Source organism: Brevundimonas sp. (assembly GCF_023259385.1).
Classification (GTDB): Bacteria; Pseudomonadota; Alphaproteobacteria; order Caulobacterales; family Caulobacteraceae; genus Brevundimonas.
In genome coordinates this window covers 5,370-6,429 of the sequence record NZ_JAHFPF010000206.1, presented here as the reverse complement: position 1 = coordinate 6,429, position 1,060 = coordinate 5,370, and the positions used below count along the sequence as shown (strand labels likewise).

The following is a 1,060-nucleotide window of genomic DNA, read 5'->3' as shown; positions in this document are numbered from 1 at the left end:
ATACACCAGCAGGGGAACGGCCAGGATCGATCCCCCGCCCCCGACGAGGCCCAGAGAAAACCCCACCAGTCCGCCCGAGCCCAGCGTGAGCGCGTCCCGGGCGAGGTCGATCATCAGGCCGCCATTAAGGAAGAGGCGCGGCGGTTCCAGGGGGCCAGCGCCAGGACGCGAGCCATTCCGCAAAAGCCGGTCAAGCCGGACAGGGTCAGGCCGACGCCGATAAACATTGGGAGTGTCAGGAACCAGCTGGAAACAAGGATGCCGAGAACCACGCCGAGGGCGACCAGGCCGCCCGCGACGATGAAGACCTGACGCTGGAGGTCTATCGGCCGGGATCGATCCGTGATGGTGGTCAAGCCCGCCTTGCGCCAGGCTTCGACGCCGCCGTCCACGACATACCAGTCGCAGGCCCCGGCCTTGGCCGCCAGGCGGTCAGTGTTCATGGCCGTGCGGGACCCGCTGCGGCAGTGGAAGATCAGGGTCTGCTCCGGAGACGCCTCGCTGTCGTCCCACGCGGACATCGGATTCAGGACGGCGCCCGGGATGCGTTCGCGCGCATGTTCGTCGGCCTCGCGGATATCGACGAGCAAGGCGCCGGCGCGCATCAGACGCTGAGCCGTTTCAGGCGATACACATCTCATGCCCGGGCTCGTCCGCTCCGTTGGTTCCTGTTTGGCAGAGCGTCTCATTGACCGTCCCCGACCGGCAGGCCGGCAGCGCGCCACGCGTCGAGCCCACCCTCGAGAATGAAGGTCTCCCCTGAACCGGCCTTGGCCGCGAGACCTTCGGCATTTGCGTGCGTCCGGCGACCGCTCCTGCAGTGGAAGATCACCGCCTGTCCCTCGACCCGTTCAAGGTCCCGGAACTCGATCATCGACAACGGGAGGCTTCGCGCTGCGGGGATACAGGCCCCGACGCGTTCGTCCGGCTCGCGGATATCGACCAGCAGGGCGCCGCTCCGGATCATGTCGGCGGCGGCCGCCGGCGTGATGGATTTGACAGGGGTCATGTCGGTTCTCCGCGTTCGATGTCGACCAGGTCGGGACAGAAGATGTCCCTC

At 67.1% G+C, this 1,060-nt stretch carries 2 protein-coding genes; both read right to left on the bottom strand.

Annotated features, from left to right (window positions below):
* Positions 1-113: 113 nt before the first annotated feature.
* Positions 114-641, bottom strand: coding sequence for a rhodanese family protein (locus Q0C81_RS14350; RefSeq protein ID WP_291839310.1), 528 nt, complete (start codon positions 639-641; stop codon positions 114-116).
* A 44-nt stretch (positions 642-685) separates the two neighbouring features.
* Positions 686-1,060: rhodanese-like domain-containing protein (locus Q0C81_RS14345; RefSeq protein ID WP_291839307.1), on the bottom strand; the 375-nt coding region annotated here is incomplete at its 5' end.

Excerpts from the sequence above, each read along its gene's own strand:
- Q0C81_RS14350 (WP_291839310.1), bottom strand. The coding sequence starts at position 641 with ATGAGATGTGTATCGCCTGAAACGGCTCAGCGTCTGATGCGCGCCGGC.